This window comes from Gordonia amicalis (genome assembly GCF_022059885.1).
GTDB classification, from domain to species: Bacteria; Actinomycetota; Actinomycetes; order Mycobacteriales; family Mycobacteriaceae; genus Gordonia; species Gordonia amicalis.
Genome location: NZ_CP091855.1, coordinates 3,346,050 through 3,365,796, shown reverse-complemented (window position 1 = coordinate 3,365,796; position 19,747 = coordinate 3,346,050). Strand labels below are relative to the sequence as shown.

The window sequence follows — 19,747 nt, the reverse complement described above, 5'->3', positions numbered from 1 at the left end:
ACCATCGAACGCAGCCAACTGAGTCGTCAACAGGAACATTCTACGCGCAATCTCGCCGGCGCCTTGCCACCGCCGACGACCCGTGTTGACCGGTGGCGGCCACCTGAGGTGCCGTGCCGGTTTCGGGCCGTCTCATCGGGGTACGGTTCCGGTGTGGAACAGGCCTCCCATACCCGACGCCGCCCGTACAACTGTGCGTGGTGCGGGTCGATGATGGTCGACTCCGAACTCGGGCGGCGTCGCAAGTATTGCAAGCGTTCCTGCAGGCAGCGCGCCTATGAGCAGAGAACGCTTCTCGAGGGCACGTCCATTCCCGCCGACGCCGTGATCCTGTCGGCCGCCGAGGCCGCCGACTTCGGTGACCGGATGTTCGCCCTTCGCTGCGCCGCCGAGGATCTGGGCACCGCCGTCGCCGAACGCGCGGATCACGTGGTCCTCGCCGAGCTGACCGACACCCTGCTCGAGCTGGCGAGGGAAGCCGAGAAGCTGCGGTGACCGCCCGCATCTTCGGTCTCTCGGCCGGCGTGTCCATGGTGGCGCTGGCCGTCGCCTACTTCTACATGGGGTGGACCGGGCTGGCTTTGTGCGCGATCCTCGGCGTGCTCGAGGTGTCGCTGTCCTTCGACAACGCCGTCATCAACGCGACGATCCTGGAGCGGATGTCGGAATTCTGGCAGCGGATGTTCCTCACCGTGGGTGTGCTCATCGCGGTCTTCGGGATGCGGCTGCTCTTCCCGTTGCTGATCGTCTGGATCACCGGTGGTCTGAACCCGGCAGAGGCTCTACGGCTGGCCACCAATCCGCCGCCGGAGGGACAGACCCACTTCGCCGACGGACACCCGAGCTACGAGACCATCCTGACCGAGGCCCATCCGCAGATCGCGGCGTTCGGTGGGATGTTCCTGTTGCTGCTGTTCCTCAACTTCGTGCTGACCGACCGTGAGCGCACGTGGCTCACCTGGCTCGAGCGCCCACTGGCCAAGATCGGCAAGCTCGACCAGCTGCCGGTGGTGCTGGCGGCCATCGGCCTCGTCCTGACCGCCGAATTCCTCGCCGACGACGAGATCCGGGCGACTGTGCTGATCGCCGGCATCCTCGGCTTGGTCACCTACATCACCGTCGACGGACTCAGCTCACTGTTCATGTCCGACGGTCCCGAACAGAACGAGCCGGGTCCGACCCCGGCGACCAAGGCGACCGGTAAGGCCGCGTTCTTCCTGTTCCTCTACCTCGAGGTGCTCGACGCGTCCTTCTCGTTCGACGGCGTGATCGGTGCGTTCGCGATCACCTCGGACCCGATCATCATCGCGCTCGGACTCGGCTTCATCGGTGCGATGTTCGTCCGTTCCATCACGATCTACCTGGTGCGACAGGGCACGCTGGGGGAGTACCGCTACCTCGAACACGGGGCACACTGGGCGATCGGTGCGCTCGCCGTCATCCTTCTGCTGGGGGTCGAATACCATATCGACGAGGTCGTCACGGGACTCGTCGGCGTGGCGTTCATCGGTGCCTCGCTCGCCAGCAGTATCCGCGCCAACCGTCGCGAATCGCGACGCGGCGCCGCGCCCTCCTCAGTGAACGCCTGACCCCGCCGCGGCATCGGTCGGCGGGGTCTTCATGACCATCCGATGAATGTTCTGAGACACATTCGAATCACCTTGGGCAGGCTGCTTCAATCTGTCGGGTGACAGGTGTACAAAGGACGGCGTCGGTGACGTGCGTCACGCAGAGTTTCACGATTCCGGTGCCCGTGGCAGAAGGTCACGGGCGCGATGTTCAACAGCAGATCTGGTGGTGGGAATGAACGACAGGCAGCAGCAGATGATCCAGTTCGAGAGGGATTGGGCCCCGCTGGGCGGGGGCTCGTCGCAGCAGATCATCGAGGAATTCGGCCTGTCTGATCGGGACTTCTTCGCCGAGCTCAACCGGATCGTCGACGCCGATCCGCCGGAGGCACTCAGCGCATCCGAACTCCGGCGCATGCGTGAGGTCATCCGCCGTCGACTGTGGATGGCTCGCTGACCGACGCCGGACGCGGTCCTGCCGAGCATCCGCGTTGAGGGGATAATCGAGCCCGTGCCCTTCTCCGACGACGATCTCGAATCGTTCTACCGCGAGATCGAGGCACGCACGGCTTTCCACGAGCTGATGCATCGACGCCCCGCTCCACGATCGGAGCGTCGCATCGAGACGGTGGAGTGCCCGACGCCGGACAAGCTTCCCTTCTCGTCTCCCGCGGACGCGCTCGACGGCATCGACCGCATCAAGCGACGAGCGGTCGGAGCCCTGTCGCTTCGCTATTACGAGTGCATGTGCGGCGCTTGGCACATCACCAGTTCGGCCCGGCTGACATATCGACCCATCCCGTCGGCACCCCGCAGGCGAAAGGGTAAGAAGAAGCGGTGATCCCGCCGAACCCGTCTCCGACCACGATCGTCGAACTCGCCTGCACCGACCCGGAGCTCGCCGGGCAGACTCACGAAACACTCCTCGGCTTCACCGGTACGCCGGGCGGCGTGGGCCGTCCGGAGGCTCTCGTGCTCGGCAACACCCGACTCCGGTTGCGCCAGGCGTCCGCCGTCGACGATGGCGCGGACGGCGGCCATCGGGTGTACTTCACCGTCGACGACGTGCCCGCGATGCAGCGTCTGTTGACCCGGCGTGGTTTCCCGGTCGTCGAGTCAGCGGTCGGGGTCATCGGGGAGACGACCTCACTCGGCGTCGCCGCACGTGGGCCCGCGGCGGAGTCCGGTCCGGCCGGTGATGTGACGGGGATGGACCATCTCGTGTTCACCTGCGACAACCGCGATCGCGCGGTGGCGTTGTTCGGCGGGGTCTTCGACCTCGACTTCCGGCTCGACCAGCCGATCGGCGACAACGCCCGGCAGTTGTTCTTCCGCGCCGGCGACCTCATCGTCGAGGTCGTCACGGCAGTCGCGTCGACGGAGCCGCCGACACTCGCGGTGACCTCGCTGTGGGGTGTCGCCTGGCGCTCCACCGATGTCGAGGCCACGCATGCGCGCCTGTCCGCGGCGGGGCTGGAGCTCAGCGAGATCCGCACCGGCCGCAAGAGGGGCACCAGCATTTTCACCGTCCGGGAACGCGCCCTCGGCACCCGCACGGTGATCATCGGCCCTGCCTGATTAGCGACGAGCCGTATCGAAACCCCCGAATGGTGGGTTTTCGACGCTTCCTGCGGTAATCTGACTACGAACGTTGTCGAAATCCATGCTTTGGAGAATCAGGTTGGGGGCACCATGACCGCGGTACACGACGAACCGACGACCGCCGCACTCGAGCACACCGATCGGCTGATCAACCACCGTGACGACGAGATCGAGCTGATCCCGCCGGACTCACTCACCGCGCAGCTCACCGGTCTGTACACCTTCCTGCCGATCAACGGCGCGGCGTTCGTGATGCAGGTGATGCACCCGGTGATCGGCGACGTCGTCGACAAGTACTCGGTGTTCCGTACCGACCCGCTCGGGCGTGCCATTCGTTCTGCGGACTCGGTTCTGCGCTGGACCTACGGCGGTCAGGAGGCCCTCGAAGAGGGCAAGCGCCTGCGGAAGCTGCACCAGCCCCTGCAGACGCGGAATGCGGAGGGCAAGCACATCAGTGCACTGAACCCGGAGGCCTATGCGTGGGTCATCGCGACCGCGTTCCCGACGATGAACACGGCGGCACCGCTCGTCCTGGGTCGTGAGTTCACGCTCGAGGAGCGCAAGGAACTGCTCCGCGACAACCGCCGCATCGCCAAGATCGTCCAGGTTCCCATGAAGGGCTACCCGGAGACCCTCGAGGAGTTCGAGGAGTACTTCGACGACTTCGTCGAGAACAAGCTGGTCCGCCATCCCGTGGCCGTCGAACTCATCGAGCAGATGCGTGCCGCCCCGCCGGTGCCGAAGACAGTGCCCAAGGCGTTGCGTCCGGTCGTCAAGAAGGTCGCCGCCACCGCGTCGGTGCCGTTCCAGGACTTCAACTACCTGACAACGGTGGGCGTCATGGATCCGCGCGTGCGCGAGATCCTCGGCCTGACGTGGACCAACGAGGAGCAGCGTCACCTCGAGAAGATCCACCGCCGCCTGCGGTTCGCCTACCGCACCCTGCCCGAGCGTGCGATCTACTTCCCCCTCGCCTACCACGCCCGTCGCCACAACGACGCCATCCAGGCCATGAAGAGGCGCGAAAAGCAGAGTGCGGCTTACAAATACGCAGCCAAGTGAGCTGGGCTGGGCCGACGCGCGGTCGGGGCGCGTCGGTTCGGTCTACTCGCTGACTTGCACGCGATCCCGCTCTCGAATTCCGTTGCCGCTCACACGCGGAAAACGTGCGCCGGAACGGAAGCGGTGCGCGGGACACGAGTCAGTTACCCATCAACCCGACGACGTGTTCGGCGATCGCCAGGCATGAGGTGATGCCGGGTGACTCGATGCCGAACAGGTTCACCAACCCGGCGACGCCGTGCATGGCGGGTCCGTGGATGACGAAATCCGCGGCCGCCTCGCCGGGTCCGCTAGTCTTGGGCCTGATGCCGGCATAGGCGGGAGTCAGTGTGCCGGAAGGCAACCCGGGCCAGTAGCGGCGTATCGAATCCTCGAAGCCGGTGAGGCGTGCGTCGTCGACCGAGTAGTCCAGGTCCTTGTCGTGGAGATCGCCGGCAGGCTCGTCCAGCCACTCGACATCCGGGCCGAACCGGGCCGCGCCGGCCAGGTCCATCGTGAAGTGCACCCCCAGGCCGCCGTCGACCGGCACCGGGTACACCAGGTGATCGAATGGTGCTCGTGCACCGGACAATCCGAAGTAGTTGCCCTTCGCGAGATGTCGCGGCGGAATCGGCCCGTCGAAGCCGTCGAGCGAGCTCGCCACCTGCCATGCGCCCAGCCCGGCACAGTTGACGAGCATGTGCGCCGACGCCGATCCGCCCTCGGCGGTGTCGACGGTGACACCGCCCGATTCGATGCGTCCGCCGATCACTCTGCTGCGCAATGCCACCGCGCCACCCAGCGACTCGAGGTCACGGCGCAGGGCACGGACCATCCCGTCGACGTCGACGATCCCGGTCGACGGGGACAACAGCGCCGCCACGCCGCGCACCTCGGGCTCCAGTTCGTGGAGTTCGTCGCCGTCGATTCGTCGTAGGTTGTCGACACCGTTCGCGATGCCGTGCCGGAACAGCACGTCGAGTCGGTCGAGCTGGGTGTCGTCGGTGGCCACGATCAGCTTCCCGGGGCGGCTCCACGAGACGCCCCGCCCGTCGCAGTATCGGGTGAGGAGCTCGCGACCCTGCACGCACAGCCGCGCCTTCAGACTGCCCTCGGGGTAGTAGATGCCGGCATGGATGACCTCCGAACTCCGTGACGTCGTCTGCGCACCCACCGCATCGGCGGCCTCCAGGACGATCACCTCGCGCCCGGTCGTCGCGAGCGCACGGGCCACCGCCAGACCGATGATGCCGCCGCCCACCACCAGGCAGTCCGTCCGTTCCACCGTTCCTCCAACTTTGTTGCGTGCCCAGGACCTCGCCGTGCCGTGAGGAAACCATCCCGGGTCTCGACGCGCCTGTCGGGCACACTGGGCTGATGCGGCACTCTGATGTTCTCGCGATCGTGCAAGCCGGTGGACGTGGTTCCCGAATGGAGGTGCTGACCGATCGGCGGGCCAAGCCGGCGTTGCCGTTCGCCGGAAACTACCAGCTCATCGACTTCCCGCTCTCGAACTTGCACCACAGTCACATCGACGACGTCTGGCTGTGCGTGCAGTACCAGGCCGAGAGTCTCACGCAACTGGTCGCGGGCGGGCGCCCGTGGGACCTCGACCGCACCAGCGGCGGGCTGCGGATCGTGATGCCCGAACAGACCGACGCCCCGGAGACCGAGGACGGCTTCGCCACGGGCAACGCCGATCTGCTGTACCGGATGCGCGACCGGATCGCTCAGCACGGACCGGCCGAGGTGATCGTGATGAGTGCCGACCACGTCTACGACTTCGACTTCCGGGATGCGCTCGACACCCATCGACGGCATGGTGCGGAGTGCACGGTCGTCACCACGACGTGTTCGCTCGAGGAAGCGTCTCAGCACGCCACGGTCAGTTCCCGACGCGACGGCGCGGTGCGTGAGTTCCGCTACAAACCCGACCGTGCGACGACCCGCACGATCGCCACCGAGATCTTCATCTACGACCCCCGCGTGCTCATCGAGGGTCTGGAACTCCTGGCCCGGGAGACCGCCGTCGGTTCGGCCTCCGGCGACACCGGTCTCGGTGACTTCGGCGAACATCTGCTGCCGTGGTTCGTCGGTCGTGGCAAGACGGTCGCGCATGCGATGTCGGGGTACTGGATCGACGCCGGCCGTCCGGAAACGTACCTGCAGGCCCATCGCGACCTGATCGGCGGCAAGCTCGACGTCTTCCGGGCCGACCGTCCGATCCTGACCAATCAGCCGCAGCGAACCGCAGCGCGCATCGAGGCCGGGGCGATCGTCGAGGACAGTCTCGTCAGCAGCGGCGCCCACGTGAGTGGGACCGTGCGCCGCAGCGTGCTCGGACCGGGCGTGGTCGTGGAGAAGGGTGCCACCGTCGTGGACTCGGTCGTGTTCAGCGACTCCGTCATCGGCGCCGGCGCGTCGGTCGCCTGGTCCATCCTCGACGAGCGGGTCCGGGTCGGGCCCAACGCGACCGTCGGTGGCCATCCCCGGACCCGTCCGGTCCCCACCGACAAGATCACCCTCATCGGCATGGACACCCAGATTCTCCGCGGGGCACGGGTCGCCCTCGGTGACCGCATCGAATGCAACCGCCGGATCCGCTGACTGATAGCGTCGCGCGGATGATCGAGACCGCGCGTACCTGGCGAGACCACGACCCGGACCCCGCGACCCGCGCCGAACTGACACGCCTGATCGAGGCGGCCGACACCGGCGATCCCGCGGCGGTCGCCGACCTCGACTCACGCTTCCGCGGCCCGCTCACGTTCGGCACGGCGGGACTTCGCGGCGAGGTGGGAGCGGGGGAGACGCGGATGAATGTCGCGGTGGTCCTCCGCGCGACCCACGGCCTCGCCCGCCACCTGATCGACACGGTCGGATCGGATGCGCGTGTCGTCGTCGGCTGCGACGCCCGGCACGGATCGGATGACTTCCTCGACGCCACCGCCGAAGTCCTTGCCGCGCAGGGTCTTACCGTGATGACCCTCCCGCGCCGGCTGCCCACGCCGGTCACCGCGTACGCCACCCGGGCGCTCGACTGCGATGCCGGGGTGATGATCACCGCGTCGCACAATCCGTCCGCCGACAACGGATACAAGGTGTACCTCGGTGGTCGCGCCACCGACTCCACAGGCCGAGGCGTCCAGATCGTCCCGCCCGCCGACGAGCAGATCGCCACCTTCATCGACGCCGCGCCGCCGGCAGACCAGATCGCCCGCGATCCTGCGGCGGTCATGGCGCTCGACGAGACGATCCTCGACGCCTACATCGCCCGGACCGCATCACTTCGGCCCGGCGGCGAACCGAGTACGGTTCGGGTCGTTTTCACCCCCATGCATGGTGTCGGCGGCACAACTGCCCTCGCCGTGTTGCGCGCCGCGGGTGTCGGCGACGTGCATGTCGTCGACGTGCAATCCGCGCCCGATCCCGATTTCCCGACCGTCGCCTTCCCGAACCCCGAGGAACCCGGGGCCCTCGACCGTGCGCTCGAACTCGCCCGCGATGTCGACGCGCACGTGGTGGTCGCGCTGGATCCGGATGCCGACCGCTGCTCGGTGGCCACCCCGACCGAAGATGGCTGGCGCCAGCTCACCGGCGACGAGATCGGTTGGCTGCTGGGCGAACAGGCCGCCCGCGACCCGGGTCGGGGCGGGGACACGCTGGCCTGCTCGATCGTGTCGAGCCGGCTGCTCGCGAAAATCGCGGCCCAACACGGTCTTCGATCCGCCGTAACGCTCACCGGTTTCAAATGGATCGCCCGGACGCCGGATCTGCGGTTCGGCTACGAGGAGGCCATCGGTTACTGCACCGACCCGGATGCCGTGCGCGACAAGGATGGGATCTCCGCGATGGTCCGCGTGGTCAGCCTCGTCGAGGAGCTCGCCGCCGACGGCCGCACCCTCGTCGACCTCCTCGACGACCTCGCACGTCGCCACGGTCTGCATGCGACCGCGCCGCTGACGATCCGCGTCGACGACCTCGCCGAGCTCGGGCAGATGATGGACCGGCTGCGTTCGACGCCGATCGACGCACTGGCCGGTTCGGCGATCGTCGAGGTCCTCGACCTCGCCGGGGGATCCGGCGACCTGCCCCCGACCGACGCACTCGTGCTGCGCACGGCGGCCGACGATCGGGTCATCGTGCGTCCGTCGGGTACCGAACCGAAGCTGAAGTGCTACCTCGAGGTCGTTCTCGATTGTGCGGGCGGCGAGATCCCGCACGCACGTGCCGCGCAACGGCTTCAGGCGATCAGCGCGGACGTCGCCGCGCTTCTCCGGGGCTGACGCCTCTCGTTGTCTGAGACTCACGCCCGTCGCCTCCCACATCCCGAAACCGAAGCCTACGATCAACTCCGTGGCCCGATCCGATTCCGATCAGCGATTGCGCGACCTGACCCTTCTCCGGCAGGTCCGTGATCGGATCGATCGCGAGTACGCGCAGCCGCTCGACGTCGAGGCGCTGGCCCGGGGCGTGAACATGTCGGCCGGGCATCTGAGCCGAAAGTTCCGCCAGACCTACGGTGAGTCGCCGTACTCGTATCTGATGACACGTCGCATCGAACGGGCGATGACCCTGCTGCGTCGTGGCGATCTCAGCGTCACCGAGGTGTGTTTCGAGGTCGGCTGCTCGTCGCTGGGCACATTCAGCACGCGATTCACCGAACTGGTCGGGGTGCCGCCGACGGTCTATCGCGAGCAGTCCGCCGACGCCACCGACGGGATTCCCGCGTGTCTGGCGAAGAACATCACGAGACCGATCAGGAATCGAGAAGCGCAGCGGGGGTGATGGTGCCTAGCCTGACATCCATGAACATCACCATCCAGTACACCTTCCTCCCGCATACCGATGGCGAAGCCGCCCTCGCCTTCTACCGCGACCTGCTCGGTTTCGAGGTCCGCAAGGACGTCGGCTACGACGGCATGCGCTGGCTCACGGTCGGGCCGCCGAATCAGCCCGGCACCTCGATCGTCCTTCATCCGCCGGCTGCCGATCCGGGCATCACCGATGCCGAACGTCAGACGATCCTCGAGCTGATCGCCAAGGGCAGTTACGGCGCACTCACCCTCGCGACCGAGGACCTCGACGGACTGTTCGAGAAGCTGCAGGCCAATGGGGTGGACATCATCCAGGAGCCGATGGACCAGCCTTACGGCGTCCGCGACGCCGCGGTGCGTGATCCTTCCGGCAACCTGATCCGTATCGACCAGGCGGTGTGAGAGGTGTGCGGACCCGGCCGATTGCCGCCACCCGAGGCGGTGCGCACCGGAGTTGCTGAGTTTCCGATGACTCAGCTGGTTGGATCGGGTCAGACCTGTACGACAACCGAACCGTTTCACGATCCCGAAGACGGCTGCGTCCCACTGGGCGCCGCCCTGATGGAGAGATGATGAGTCCAGCCACGCGCACCAAACAGGCACCCCAGAGCACGACCGACGGCACATCCCCCGAGTACGACACCGTTCATCCCGCCGACACCCATGACCGCATCCGGGTGCTCGGGGCCCGCGAGAACAACCTCAAGAACATCGACGTCGAGCTGCCCAAACGCCGCCTGACGGTGTTCACCGGTGTGTCGGGTTCGGGTAAGAGCTCACTGGTCTTCAGCACGATCGCCGCCGAATCCCAGCGACTCATCAACGAGACCTACAGCTCGTTCGTCCAGGGCTTCATGCCGTCGATGGCACGACCCGACGTCGACGTCCTCGAAGGACTCACGACGGCGATCATCGTCGACCAGGAACGGATGGGTGCCAACGTGCGCTCGACGGTGGGCACCGCCACCGATGCCAACGCCATGCTGCGAATCCTGTTCAGCCGGTTGGGCACACCGCACATCGGGTCACCACAAGCGTTCTCCTTCAACGTGGCCTCGATCAGCGGTGCGGGCGCGGTCACCGTCGAGAAGGGCGGCCGGAAGGTCAAGGAGCGTCGCACTTTCTCGATGATGGGCGGGATGTGTCCGCGATGCGAGGGGCGCGGCGACGTATCCGACTTCGACCTCACCGCGCTCTACGACGCGTCGAAGTCGCTCAACGAGGGCGCGCTGACCGTCCCTGGCTACACGATGGACGGTTGGTACGGGCGGATCTACCGCGGCTGCGGCTTCTTCGACCCCGACAAGCCGATCGCCAAGTACACGAAGAAGCAGCTCGACGACCTGCTCTACAAGGAGCCGACCCGGATCAAGGTCGAGGGCATCAACGTCACCTTCGAGGGTCTGATCCCGAAGATCCAGAAGTCCATGCTGAGCAAGGACCGCGAGGCGATGCAGCCGCACATCCGCGCCTTCGTCGACCGCGCCATCACCTTCCAGACCTGCCCGGACTGCGAGGGCACACGTCTGACCGCCGAGGCCCGGTCGTCGAAGATCAAGGGCATCAGCATCGCCGACGCGTGCGCGATGCAGATCAGCGACCTGGCGCAGTGGATCGCCGACCTCGACGAGCCGTCGGCGGCGCCCCTGATCAAGTCGCTGCGCGAACATCTCGACGCCTTCGTCGACATCGGTCTCGGCTACCTGTCCCTCGACCGTCCGGCCGGCACGTTGTCCGGCGGTGAAGCCCAGCGCACAAAGCTGATCCGACACCTCGGGTCGTCGCTCACCGACGTCACCTACGTCTTCGACGAGCCGTCGATCGGCCTGCACCCCCACGACATCCAGCGCATGAACGACCTGCTCCGCGCCCTGCGGGACAAGGGCAACACGGTGCTGGTCGTCGAACACAAGCCCGAGGTCATCGCCATCGCCGATCGCGTCGTCGACCTCGGTCCGCGGGCCGGCACCGACGGCGGCGAGATCGTGTTCGAGGGCACGGTCGAGGAACTCCGTGCCGCCGACACCCTCACCGGTCGCCATCTCGAGGATCGCGCGGCGGTGAAACCCGAAGTCCGCGCGCCCAGTGGTGCTCTCGAGATCCGCGGCGCGACCATGCACAACCTGCAGAACGTCGACGTCGACATCCCGCTCGGCGTCCTGGTCGTGCTCACCGGTGTCGCCGGGTCGGGCAAGTCGTCCCTGATCAGTTCGTCGGTCGCCGGACTCGACGGTGTGGTCTCGATCGACCAGACGGCGATCAAGGGTTCACGACGCTCCAATCCGGCGACCTACACCGGACTCCTCGAACCGATCCGGAAGGCCTTCGCCAAGGCCAACGGCGTCAAACCTGCGCTGTTCAGTGCCAATTCGGAAGGTGCGTGCCCGAACTGCAACGGTGCGGGCGTCGTGTACTCCGACCTCGCGATGATGGCCGGTGTGGCCGCTCCGTGTGAGGTGTGTGAGGGCAAGCGTTTCCTGGCCGAGGTCCTCGAGTACACCCTGGGCGGCCGCAACATCAGCGAGGTCCTCGAGATGTCGGTGGCGCAGGCCGAGGCGTTCTTCGCCGACGGCGACGCCAAACTTCCTGCAGCACACAAGATCCTCCACCGTATGGCCGACGTCGGCCTGGGCTACATCAAGGTCGGCCAACCGCTGACGACTCTGTCCGGCGGCGAGCGTCAGCGGTTGAAGCTGGCAACACACATGGGGGAGAAGGGCGACGTCTACATCCTCGACGAACCCACGACCGGCCTGCACCTCGCCGACGTTGAACAACTCCTCGGGTTGCTCGACCGACTCGTCGACTCGGGCAAGTCGGTGATCGTCATCGAGCACCACCAGGCCGTGATGGCGCACGCGGACTGGATCATCGACCTCGGCCCGGGTGCCGGACACGACGGCGGTCGGATCGTCTTCGAGGGAACTCCTGCGGAGATCGTCGCCGATCGTTCGACGCTCACCGGACAGCATCTGGCCGAGTACGTCGGCGCCTGATCGTGCCCGGCGTTCCGTCCTGCTCAGCACCTCTGCTGAGCAGGACGGAACCCGTCGGCTCGCGGCGTGTTCACACTGTGGAATTGTCAAAGATCACGTTCGACCCGGGGGTCGTCCAGCTAGCTGTTGAGCAGCGACGCGCCGTGTCGCGCGCTGGTTGAGTAGGTGAGGAGCGTCAGCGACGAACCGTTTCGAAACCTAGGCGGCGTCGTCGAGACGCATGGTGCGGCGGTTGTATGCAGGGCGGGGTCGACGCTGCGGATCGATCTCGATGGGTGGGACCAGCCACGGATGCCGATCGAACCCCATCACGATGTCCCAGCCGTGGTGGTGGACTTGGGTGTGGCAGCGTTGGCAGAGCAGGCAGCCGTTGTCGAGGTCGGTGTTCCCGTCGTCGGACCAGTGCAGGATGTGGTGGACCTGGGTGTGTGAGGGCGGTGCACCGCATTTGATACAGGTCTGGTCGCGGATGATGATCGCTTTGCGCAGATGTGGTGGGAACAGGCGCTTTTCGTGTCCCATTTGAAGGGGCACGGTCTCGCCGTCGATGATGATTTCGGTCAGTGTTCCGTCGCACGACAACCGCCGTGCGGTGGCTTGGGTGACCGGCCCCGTCCACGGCAGGTGGGCGGGGTCGCCGCCGTCGGCGGGAATGGTCAGCAATGTTTGGGTTCGCGGTGTGCCGACGGTGTCCATGGCGGCTCCGACGGCGGCTTGATCCAAGAGTGTTTCGAGGGCGTCGGCGCGTCGTTGATCGGCGGAGCGTCGGTCGGCGGCGCCGTCGGGTTCGGGACGAGGTATGGAGCGCTCGTCGATCATCGCGATGAATTTCTCCCCGACTGCCTGGTTGATGTTCGCGCGAATGTCGACGCGGGAGTCGTCGGTGAGGTGGTGCGACAGGGTGTCGAGGGTGCGGTCGTCGCAGGCAGGGATACAGTCCTGGTCGTCGGCGAGGGTATTGCCGATCGTCTGGGCGTGTCTCTGTATGTCGGTGGGTGTGGCGCCGGACAGGGCCTGGGTGAGCAGTTCGGTTTGATAGATGATGCGGTCGTCGTCGGGTAGTGCTGTGGGGCAGCGTTTCTCGATCACAGCGATACCGCGGACGATGGCGTCGACGATTTCGCCGGAGAGTCGACCGTCAGCGGCGCAGGCCTCGACCTTGCTCAGTGTGCCGAGAGCTTCGGCGATCCGTGTGGTGCGGGTGGCTGCTGCGGGCGGGAACCCCATCTCGACCAGGAGCTTCTTGGTGGTCGAACCCGCCTTCTCCGCGACGCCGAGAGCGTCGAGCTGTGCTGCGTGCGTGGCGATCTGGTGATCGGCCAGGTTGCGGATCAACCGCCAATACTCCAACTGTTCGTACGTCAGACGGCCGGTGGAATCGTCGGCGGGTGGGGTGATCTCGCCGAGTCGGTCGAGGACCGCGTCGAGTGAAGTGGTGTCAGTGTCGATCATGATGGCAGCCATCCCTCTTCTGAGGTATACGTGCGGTGGTGTGAAACCGTCGTTGACTACTGCTCTGTCATGAATTCTCGTGTGTGGTCAGTTCTATATCGGGAGTCTGACAAGAACTGCGTGCCGACAGCCCGGACCCTTCTGGTCGAGGAGTGGGGTGAGCTCTGGCATGAGTCCACAGTACCCGAACATGCGTTCGAGTGCGAGAGTTTTCCACAGTTTGGGATCCGGAGGATTCGCTGAACCAGCGAGATCTTCCGTGCTGGTCGACCACACGCCGGAACTGGTTTACACCAGTCACATTCGTGACGGATCACGGACAGAGGTGGTGGGTTTTCGAGCCCGGATTGATGCCTTCTTCAGTCGGTGGGGTCGACGACAAACACCACGAGGACGTCGCCGGCCACGTCGTCGGTCGGGGTATCGGCTGGAACGGACACCGGTACGACCATCGAGACAGGTCCGGCCGGCTCGAGCCGGCCCAGCTGTCGCACTACTCCGGTGACGGTCCCGGTCGGTGCGGAATCCGACCCCGAGATGGTGAGGCGGTCGTCGTCGAGATCGATCCGGATGCGTTCCCCCTCGTACGGGACGACCGTTCCCAGACATGGTGCGGGACCCACGATCGTGAGCGTCCGACGTCCTTCATCTGCAGCGCCTCGGGCTCGGGCCGCGTCCGCCGCGGTCGGCACGACCAGCACCAACTCGTCGAGAACGACTTCCACTCCGCCGGGAACCAGCACGGTCCCATTGTCCTGGAGCAGGTCGGCGGGAAACTTCTCGACTGCACTCACGGGCTGTCTGAGCACGTCGCGTGGTTGCTCGGAGTCGGGAGCGGGCTCGTAGAAGAGCTGATGAACCGACGAGACAACCCCGGTCGCCTCGACCCCGCCAGGGGTGTCGATGTGCCACGACAGAGCCAGCACGATCGGTTGGCTGAGCGGATCGCCGTACGCCGCGTCCCATCGAGCGGAGATGCCACCCACGACGACGATGTCACGCTCACGATCCCAATCAGTGGCGACGGATTGACCTTCCGATGCGGGGTACGCCGACAATCGCCCGGTCACTGATTCTCCGACGCTGGGAGGTGTTCGGCAACAGCCATACTCAAAGGCATCGATGCGGATGGGGGTGCGCAGTCGGTCTGCGCGGGAAACAGGCTTCAACGTAGTCATCGGAAGATCGACGGTCCGTAGCGCGAAGGCAATGGGTTCCGATGCACCTGATGGCAGAGCTTACTGCCAGTTGCCGGTGACTGTGAACCGTGCACAACATCTCACACACCCGACTGCCCGGTGTGAGATCACCGTTACCCAGCCCTTGCGGCATGACAGTCCGCACGCAACGCAGCGGCGGCAGGGTCTGTGCATGGACAAACAACTGTTGGAAGAAAGCCTGACCCTCGTCGACCTACCCGATTCCGGCCTCACCGTCCGGTTTTACGACATCCTCTTCGAGCGCTATCCCGGTGTGAAGCCGATGTTCCAGCGGGACACCCGCGTTCAGGCCGAAATGCTGCGGACCGCCGTCGTCTCGGTTCTCGACCACCTCGAGGATGCGGAGTGGCTCACCACCAACCTGCACGCTCGCGGCAAGCGTCACGCGAGCCTCGGCGTCACCCGGCCGATGTACACCGCGGTTGCCGAATGCATGATCGCCGCGATGAGCGAGATCGGCGGCGAGGCGTGGACGCCGGCGATGACCACCGCGTGGGAGGAGGCCCTGGGTGCGGTCGCCACGATCATGCTCGACGGCTATCCGGAGGAAGCCGCATCAGAGGCCACCGCCGAAGAGTCCGGCGCAGCCTGAGCCCGAACACACGAGTTCCACAGCGGGGTCACCGCCGCCCCCGCTGACGTTCGCGTCCGCCGCGATACGATCCCGCTCGGAAGAGAGGGCTCGTGACTGTTGTGGACATTCCCCGGTTGGGGATCGATCGTTACCTCCATTCGGCATGGGCGCGCTGGCTGACGCTCCTCGCCTTCATCCTCAGTGCGGCGATCGCGATATTCGTTCTCCCGAACCATCCGCCGGCGCCCTATCGCATCGATTTCGATGTCTACCGCATGGGCGGCCGCGTCTTCCTCGACGGCGGCGACCTCTACGGCACGCTCCCGACACTCGGTGGAGGCTCGTATCTGCCGTTCACCTATCCGCCGTTGGCCGCGGCTCTCTTCTCGGTGTTCACCGTCGTCCCTCTGGGGCTGGGGCAGGGGTTGTTCACCGCCGTGTCCATCGCGTGCCTGCTGGTGGTCTGCCGAATCGTGGTGGCTCACCTGACCGATCGACCGTCGACGGACCTCTGGTGGCTCGCGACGGCCGCGACCACCGTCGGCCTCTGGCTCGAACCGGTCCGCGACACCCTGAACTTCGGGCAGATCAACGTCGTCTTGATGGCGCTCGTCGTCGCCGACGCGCTCCTCGGTCGCGGCCGGTGGTGGCGCGGCCTGCTGGTCGGTCTCGCGATCTCGATCAAACTCACCCCAGCGGTCTTCCTGCTGCTGTTCCTTCTCCGACGGGACTGGCGCGCGCTCGTGGTGAGCGCGGTGTCGGCCGTCGCCTACGCCGGCCTCGGATACCTGCTGGCATCCGACGACTCGATCACCTACTGGACGTCGACGCTGTTCGACACCGAGCGGATCGGTAGTCCGCAGTTCGCCAACAACCAATCGGTCAAGGGTGAACTGGCGCGGCTCGGCATCGAGTCGGAGATCGCCTGGCTCGGCGTGGCTCTCGTGATCGGACTGCTCATCGCGTGGTCGGCGTGGCGCCTGCTGTCGGCGTCGGAAGCCGCCGAGAACGGTCGCGACCAGACGATCGAGGTGGCCGCACTGCTGACGGTCGCCTTCGCCTGGCTGTTCTGTTCGCCCGTCGCCTGGGACCACAGCTGGGTGTGGGTCGTGCCGCTTCTCATGGTGCTGGTCGCACTCGCTGCACGACGCGGGGCGTCGCAGATCTGGTGGTGGCTGGCCGGTACGGGGCTGGTCATCTTCGCGTATGCGCCCCACCAGCACGTCCCGCAGCGCTACGACGCCGAGCTGTCGTGGGCCTGGTGGCAGCACGTCGTCGGGTCGTCGTACCTGCTCTGGGGTCTGATCGTGATCATCTCCCTCGGCGTTCTCGCTCCGCGGCTGACCTGCGCGGAGGCCGTCGAATCCGTGCCGAATCAGGCGGGCTGAACGACCTCCCGAAACACGCCTCTTGAAACAACCGCTAGAATCCGTTCCAATGATGCATAGTGATGTAACGCACATCGGATCAACGGGGAGTGGCAAGTACATGTCTAAGCGGAAGAAGCAGATCCAGGGCGCGCTCGGCAAGGTGAGCAGCATGTACCCGAGCAAGGAGCGTCCGCTGGCCGTGCCGCCCGCCGGCTCCGACCTCAAGCCCGTCATGGGGGACCCCGGCATCCCGTACCTGGGCAACACCCTCGAGGCGCTCGCGGACCCGTTGAGGTCGGCGATGAAGCGCTTCGACCGCTACGGCCAGGTGTCCTGGTCGGGTGCGCTCGGCATGAACATGGTGACCCTCATCGGACCCGACGCGATCGAGGCCGTCTGGATGAACCGCAACAAGGCGTTCTCCAGCGAGCTCGGCTGGGAACCGATGATCGGCCCGTTCTTCCGTCGTGGCGTCATGCTCATGGACTTCGACGAGCACATGCAGCATCGCCGCATCATGCAGCAGGCGTTCAGCCGTCCCCGCCTGAATGGCTACCTGGACATCATGACGCCGCACATCGAGAAGACCCTCGCCAACTGGCAGGTGGGCAAGGGCTTCCACATGTACTCCAACACCAAGGACCTGACGCTGTCGCTGGCCACCGAGGTCTTCATGGGTGCGCACGTGAGCGAGGCCGAGGCGCACCGCCTCGAGCGCGCCTTCGAGGCCGCGGTCCGCGGCGGTCAGGCCATCGTCCGCAAGGACGTCGGCAACTGGACCTGGGCGCAGGGACTCCGCGGCCGTGAGGTTCTGCAGGAGTACTTCCGCTCCGAGATCCCGTTGCGTCGCGGCAATGACCGCGACGACCTGTTCAGCGTCCTCTGCAACAGTGAGAGCGACGAGGGTGAGTCCTTCACCGACGAGGACATCGTCAACCACATGATCTTCGTGATGATGGCCGCGCACGACACGTCCACCATCGCGCTGTCGATGATGACCTACTTCCTCGGCCGCCACCCCGAGTGGCAGCAGCGTCTGCGCGAGGAGTCGCTGGCGCTCAACAAGCCGACCATCGACTACGACGACATCGACAAGCTCCCGAGCATGGAACTCGCCTTCAAGGAGACCTTGCGCCTCAACGCCCCTGTCGGCATGCTGTTCCGCATGGCGATCGAGGACACCGAGATCTGCGGGCACTTCATCCCGAAGGGCACCCTGCTGGCGATCCACCCGTGGGCGACCATGCTGCGCAAGGAATGGTGGCCGAACCCGACCCACTTCGACCCCGAGCGCTTCTCCGCGGAGCGTCGCGAGGACAAGGTCCACCGCTTCGCGTGGGCCCCGTTCGGCGGCGGCGCGCACAAGTGCATCGGCCTGTACTTCGGTGGCATGGAAGTGAAGTCGATCCTGCACCAGATGCTGCAGCGCTTCGAGTGGACGGTCCCCGCCGGCTACAAGCCGGTTCTCACCTACGGCACCGGCCCGACCCCGGCCGACGGTCTCCCGATCGACATCCGGCACCGCACGCTGTAACGGGGCATCCGCGCTGTGTGAGGTGCCATCTCCGCTGGTGAGGTGCCGCCTCCGCTCGTGGGGTGCCGCCTCCGCTCGTGGGGTGCCGCCTCCGCTCGTGGGGTGCCGCCTCCGCTCGTGGGGTGCCGCCTCCGCTCGTGGGGTGCCGCCTCCGCTCGTGGGGTGCCGCCTCCGCTCGTGGGGTGCCGCCTCCGCTCGTGGGGTGCTACCCCTTGCTCCCTGAGGTGCGAGGAGCGTTAGCGACGAGCCTCGAAGGGCCTGGTGAGATAACCTCGCCAGCCCTTCGAGACGCGCCCTCCGCAAGCTCCGGACGCTCCTCGGGGAGCAGGCATGTCGCGTCCTCCGCAAGCTCCGGACGCTCCTCAGGGAGCAGGCATGTCGCGCCCTCCGCAAGCTCCGCACGCTCCTCAGGGAGCAGGCATGTCGCGTCCTCCGCAAGCTCCGCACGCTCCTCGGGGAGCAGGCATGTCGCGTCCTCCGCAAGCTCCGCACGCTCCTCGGGGAGCAGGCATGTCGCGCCCTCCGCAAGCTCCGCACGCTCCTCAGGGAGCAGGCATGTCGCGTCCTCCGCAAGCTCCGAACGCTCCTGAACGGAGCGGGCTCTTCCGACCTGCACGACGCCCGGCGAACCGCGAGAAATTCGTCCCCGTGAGCACCCTCCGAGGGCATACTTCCCTCGGAAGCCCCTGAGAGGGACGAGATTTCGCTCCGCCCGGCCCCGCTGTGCAGCTCGCACGCCCGCATTCCTGCGCACGACGCCGGAATGACGTCGCGCGCGATCTCAATCCGGTCCAACGACTTCGGCCGACGTCCTACAGCCGGAACGACGTCGCATGCGACGTCATTCCGCACCGGCTCATCGGATGCGATAGCCCCCTCGTGCGTGATCCGATACACCGTGCGCCGGCGACGAGCCACGAAGGGCTGGTGAGCAAACACTCACCAGCCCTTCGTGTTTCACTGCAGAGTCCTAAGACGCGGCGAGAATTCCGATCTCGAAGACCAGCGTGTCGCCGGGCTCGATGCCTGCGCTCGGCTGACCCTGGGCGTAGCCGTCGGCCGATGTCATCGCGACGCCGACCTTGGAGCCGACCTTCTGCCCGGCGATCGCCTTGCTGAAGCCCTTAATAACCCCGTTGAGCGGGAAGTCGACGGGGGAGCCGGTCTGGTACGCGCTGTCGAACTCGGTGCCGTTGCGGCCGTTGACGCCCACGTAGCAGACCGTCACCGACGCGGTCTCGGCGACGACGGGCCCGTCACCCTCGACGAGCGTTTCGACGACGGTCTGATCAACGCTGAACGGCGACTGGACGGTGATCTTCGGCGCCTCGGTCGCGGTGGCGGCGACCATCTCGACACCGCCGGTGGTGCCCTTCAGGGTCCACTGCGGCTTGGCGTCGTCCTTGGCCGGCGCGGTCGGGCAGCTGGTGGGCGCCGACCCGGTGTCGGTGGTGCCGGCCGCGGCGGTACCGGTGGCTTCGGTTGTGCCGGAATCGGAATCGGAGTCGGAGCTGCAGCCGGCCACCGTGAGGACGAGGGCCGCGCCGAGCGCGAGCGTCGCATTCTTCATGTT

18 protein-coding genes are annotated in these 19,747 nt (G+C 66.4%); 14 read left to right on the top strand and 4 right to left on the bottom strand.

Annotation, left to right across the window (positions count from 1 at the left end; translation table 11 throughout):
* Positions 1 to 210 precede the first annotated feature (210 nt).
* The 6 genes from IHQ52_RS15390 to IHQ52_RS15365 all read left to right on the top strand — a co-directional run bounded on the left by IHQ52_RS15390 (position 211) and on the right by IHQ52_RS15365 (position 4,232).
* Entirely contained in the window at positions 211 to 495 is a 285-nt protein-coding gene (locus IHQ52_RS15390) for a hypothetical protein (protein ID WP_006438402.1), read from the top strand.
* A complete protein-coding gene (locus tag IHQ52_RS15385) occupies positions 492 to 1,589 on the top strand; it encodes a DUF475 domain-containing protein (RefSeq protein ID WP_024498037.1) in 1,098 nt (365 codons plus the stop codon). The genes IHQ52_RS15390 and IHQ52_RS15385 overlap by 4 nt, the downstream gene beginning before the upstream one ends.
* A 214-nt stretch (positions 1,590 to 1,803) precedes the next feature.
* Positions 1,804 to 2,025, top strand: a complete 222-nt coding sequence (locus tag IHQ52_RS15380) for a DUF3263 domain-containing protein (RefSeq protein ID WP_006438404.1) — start codon at positions 1,804 to 1,806, stop codon at positions 2,023 to 2,025.
* Between the two features lie 54 nt (positions 2,026 to 2,079).
* Positions 2,080 to 2,409 (top strand): hypothetical protein, encoded by a 330-nt coding sequence (locus IHQ52_RS15375; protein WP_024498036.1) that lies wholly within the window; start codon positions 2,080 to 2,082, stop codon positions 2,407 to 2,409.
* A complete protein-coding gene (locus tag IHQ52_RS15370; protein WP_024498035.1) occupies positions 2,406 to 3,146 on the top strand; it encodes a VOC family protein in 741 nt (246 codons plus the stop codon). Before IHQ52_RS15375 ends, IHQ52_RS15370 begins: the two co-directional genes overlap by 4 nt.
* 114 nt (positions 3,147 to 3,260) lie before the next feature.
* The gene (locus IHQ52_RS15365; RefSeq protein ID WP_024498034.1) at positions 3,261 to 4,232 is read left to right on the top strand and encodes an oxygenase MpaB family protein; all 972 of its coding nucleotides are present in this window, start codon (positions 3,261 to 3,263) and stop codon (positions 4,230 to 4,232) included.
* Positions 4,233 to 4,371: 139 nt separating this feature from the next.
* Here the strand turns inward: IHQ52_RS15365 and IHQ52_RS15360 are convergent, their stop codons facing one another.
* Entirely contained in the window at positions 4,372 to 5,496 is a 1,125-nt protein-coding gene (locus tag IHQ52_RS15360) for an NAD(P)/FAD-dependent oxidoreductase (RefSeq protein WP_024498033.1), read from the bottom strand.
* 92 nt (positions 5,497 to 5,588) lie between these two features.
* On the opposite strand from IHQ52_RS15360, the gene IHQ52_RS15355 reads away from it, so the two are divergent.
* The 5 genes from IHQ52_RS15355 (at position 5,589) to IHQ52_RS15335 (ending at position 12,024) form a co-directional block, all read left to right on the top strand.
* Complete coding sequence (locus IHQ52_RS15355; RefSeq protein ID WP_024498032.1) at positions 5,589 to 6,818, top strand: glucose-1-phosphate adenylyltransferase family protein; 1,230 nt, start codon at positions 5,589 to 5,591, stop codon at positions 6,816 to 6,818.
* 17 nt (positions 6,819 to 6,835) lie between these two features.
* Complete coding sequence (locus IHQ52_RS15350; protein WP_024498031.1) at positions 6,836 to 8,497, top strand: phospho-sugar mutase; 1,662 nt, start codon at positions 6,836 to 6,838, stop codon at positions 8,495 to 8,497.
* 70 nt (positions 8,498 to 8,567) lie between these two features.
* Positions 8,568 to 8,999 carry a helix-turn-helix transcriptional regulator gene (locus IHQ52_RS15345; RefSeq protein ID WP_006438415.1) on the top strand — a complete coding sequence of 144 codons (432 nt, stop codon included), beginning with the start codon at positions 8,568 to 8,570 and terminating at the stop codon, positions 8,997 to 8,999.
* Positions 9,000 to 9,019: 20 nt separating this feature from the next.
* The gene (locus tag IHQ52_RS15340; RefSeq protein ID WP_024498030.1) at positions 9,020 to 9,430 is read left to right on the top strand and encodes a VOC family protein; all 411 of its coding nucleotides are present in this window, start codon (positions 9,020 to 9,022) and stop codon (positions 9,428 to 9,430) included.
* A 170-nt stretch (positions 9,431 to 9,600) separates the two neighbouring features.
* Positions 9,601 to 12,024 (top strand): ATP-binding cassette domain-containing protein, encoded by a 2,424-nt coding sequence (locus IHQ52_RS15335; RefSeq protein ID WP_024498029.1) that lies wholly within the window; start codon positions 9,601 to 9,603, stop codon positions 12,022 to 12,024.
* Between the two features lie 198 nt (positions 12,025 to 12,222).
* On the opposite strand, the gene IHQ52_RS15330 is transcribed toward IHQ52_RS15335, so the two are convergent.
* Together IHQ52_RS15330 and IHQ52_RS15325 are read right to left on the bottom strand one after the other, a co-directional pair.
* Positions 12,223 to 13,476 carry an HNH endonuclease gene (locus IHQ52_RS15330; protein ID WP_035760316.1) on the bottom strand — a complete coding sequence of 418 codons (1,254 nt, stop codon included), beginning with the start codon at positions 13,474 to 13,476 and terminating at the stop codon, positions 12,223 to 12,225.
* A 359-nt stretch (positions 13,477 to 13,835) separates the two neighbouring features.
* Positions 13,836 to 14,546 (bottom strand): hypothetical protein, encoded by a 711-nt coding sequence (locus IHQ52_RS15325; RefSeq protein WP_024498027.1) that lies wholly within the window; start codon positions 14,544 to 14,546, stop codon positions 13,836 to 13,838.
* 301 nt (positions 14,547 to 14,847) lie between these two features.
* Between IHQ52_RS15325 and IHQ52_RS15320 the strand changes: the two genes are divergently transcribed.
* The 3 genes from IHQ52_RS15320 to IHQ52_RS15310 all read left to right on the top strand — a co-directional run bounded on the left by IHQ52_RS15320 (position 14,848) and on the right by IHQ52_RS15310 (position 18,174).
* The gene (locus tag IHQ52_RS15320; protein ID WP_024498026.1) at positions 14,848 to 15,288 is read left to right on the top strand and encodes a globin domain-containing protein; all 441 of its coding nucleotides are present in this window, start codon (positions 14,848 to 14,850) and stop codon (positions 15,286 to 15,288) included.
* Positions 15,289 to 15,380: 92 nt separating this feature from the next.
* Positions 15,381 to 16,658, top strand: coding sequence for a glycosyltransferase 87 family protein (locus IHQ52_RS15315; RefSeq protein WP_024498025.1), 1,278 nt, complete (start codon positions 15,381 to 15,383; stop codon positions 16,656 to 16,658).
* 100 nt (positions 16,659 to 16,758) lie between these two features.
* The gene (locus IHQ52_RS15310) at positions 16,759 to 18,174 is read left to right on the top strand and encodes a cytochrome P450 (protein ID WP_024498024.1); all 1,416 of its coding nucleotides are present in this window, start codon (positions 16,759 to 16,761) and stop codon (positions 18,172 to 18,174) included.
* A gap of 970 nt (positions 18,175 to 19,144) precedes the next feature.
* Here the strand turns inward: IHQ52_RS15310 and IHQ52_RS15305 are convergent.
* The gene (locus IHQ52_RS15305) at positions 19,145 to 19,744 is read right to left on the bottom strand and encodes an FKBP-type peptidyl-prolyl cis-trans isomerase (protein WP_035760315.1); all 600 of its coding nucleotides are present in this window, start codon (positions 19,742 to 19,744) and stop codon (positions 19,145 to 19,147) included.
* Positions 19,745 to 19,747: the final 3 nt, after the last annotated feature.

What these genes read in the sequence shown, in the direction of transcription:
- IHQ52_RS15390 (WP_006438402.1), top strand. Translation starts at nt 211, where the DNA reads ATGATGGTCGACTCCGAACTCGGGCGGCGTCGCAAGTATTGCAAGCGT.
- IHQ52_RS15380 (WP_006438404.1), top strand. Translation starts at nt 1,804, where the DNA reads ATGAACGACAGGCAGCAGCAGATGATCCAGTTCGAGAGGGATTGGGCC.
- IHQ52_RS15365 (WP_024498034.1), top strand. Translation starts at nt 3,261, where the DNA reads ATGACCGCGGTACACGACGAACCGACGACCGCCGCACTCGAGCACACC.
- IHQ52_RS15355 (WP_024498032.1), top strand. Translation starts at nt 5,589, where the DNA reads ATGCGGCACTCTGATGTTCTCGCGATCGTGCAAGCCGGTGGACGTGGT.
- IHQ52_RS15350 (WP_024498031.1), top strand. Translation starts at nt 6,836, where the DNA reads ATGATCGAGACCGCGCGTACCTGGCGAGACCACGACCCGGACCCCGCG.
- IHQ52_RS15340 (WP_024498030.1), top strand. Translation starts at nt 9,020, where the DNA reads ATGAACATCACCATCCAGTACACCTTCCTCCCGCATACCGATGGCGAA.
- IHQ52_RS15335 (WP_024498029.1), top strand. Translation starts at nt 9,601, where the DNA reads ATGAGTCCAGCCACGCGCACCAAACAGGCACCCCAGAGCACGACCGAC.
- IHQ52_RS15330 (WP_035760316.1), bottom strand. Translation starts at nt 13,476, where the DNA reads ATGATCGACACTGACACCACTTCACTCGACGCGGTCCTCGACCGACTC.
- IHQ52_RS15320 (WP_024498026.1), top strand. Translation starts at nt 14,848, where the DNA reads ATGGACAAACAACTGTTGGAAGAAAGCCTGACCCTCGTCGACCTACCC.
- IHQ52_RS15310 (WP_024498024.1), top strand. Translation starts at nt 16,759, where the DNA reads ATGTCTAAGCGGAAGAAGCAGATCCAGGGCGCGCTCGGCAAGGTGAGC.
- IHQ52_RS15305 (WP_035760315.1), bottom strand. Translation starts at nt 19,744, where the DNA reads ATGAAGAATGCGACGCTCGCGCTCGGCGCGGCCCTCGTCCTCACGGTG.